Raw genomic sequence first — 942 nt, 5'->3', positions numbered from 1 at the left:
CCTGAATTATCAGCAACTTTTATTCGGCTTTCGGTTTGAATCATTAGAATACCTCCTTTCCAGGCATAAGGACTATTTTGCTTTTTCTATTATATTTACAAGTCTCCAACATTTATCTTTGCTTAATGGCCTAGTTTCCATTATTTTTACTACATCGCCGATTTTACACTCATTGTTTTCATCATGTGCTTTAAATTTAGTAGTTCTTTTTATCTGTTTTTTATATAAAGGGTGGGTTACAAATGTTTCAACAGCAACCACTATTGTTTTATCCATTTTATCACTTACAACATAACCTACTCTCGTTTTACGGTTTCCTCTATCCATAGTGAGGTTAAACCTCCTTTCCTATACCTAATTCTCGTTCTCTAACGATGGTTTTTACACGGGCAATATCTTTTCTAACTGCTTTAATTCTCATAGGGTTATCTAATTGGCCTGTGGCCAATTGAAATCGTAGATTAAACAATTCGTTTTTTAAATCCAATAATCTCGCATTTAATTCTTGATCTGTCATTTGGCGAATTTCTTTAGCCTTCATTAGCTTCACCACCCTTTTCTTCTCCATCTTCACGAGTAACAAATTTAGTCTTTATAGGCAATTTATGTGCTGCCAATCTCATAGCTTCTCTTGCTATTTCCTCTGATACTCCACCCATTTCAAATAATATTCTTCCTGGTTTCACAACTGCTACCCAATATTCTGGAGATCCTTTACCAGAACCCATACGAGTTTCAGCTGGTTTTTCAGTAACTGGCTTATCTGGAAATACTTTTATCCAAATATTACCGCCTCTCTTTATGGATCTTGTCATAGCACGTCTAGCTGCTTCTATTTGATTTGAAGTTATCCATGCTGGTTCAAGAGCTTGCAGTCCATATTCACCATAGGTTATCTTGTTACCTCTAGTAGCATTTCCTTTCATTCTTCCTCTATGAACT

The 942-nt window shown here is 35.5% G+C and carries 3 protein-coding genes; all 3 read right to left on the bottom strand.

Features of this window, described 5'->3' with window-relative positions; genetic code table 11:
* Positions 1-72: 72 nt before the first annotated feature.
* Positions 73-327, bottom strand: coding sequence for a 30S ribosomal protein S17 (gene rpsQ, locus C3E90_RS04235; RefSeq protein ID WP_236914415.1), 255 nt, complete (start codon positions 325-327; stop codon positions 73-75).
* 7 nt (positions 328-334) lie between these two features.
* Positions 335-541 carry a 50S ribosomal protein L29 gene (gene rpmC / locus C3E90_RS04230; protein WP_236914413.1) on the bottom strand — a complete coding sequence of 69 codons (207 nt, stop codon included), beginning with the start codon at positions 539-541 and terminating at the stop codon, positions 335-337.
* A partial coding sequence (rplP, locus tag C3E90_RS04225) for a 50S ribosomal protein L16 (RefSeq protein WP_236914411.1) occupies positions 531-942 on the bottom strand: 412 nt, incomplete at its 5' end. The genes rplP and rpmC, both read right to left, overlap by 11 nt.

The organism is Clostridium sp. Cult2, assembly GCF_021655075.1.
Lineage (GTDB): Bacteria > Bacillota > Clostridia > Tissierellales > Tepidimicrobiaceae > Schnuerera.
This window is presented reverse-complemented; position numbering and strand designations above follow the sequence as displayed.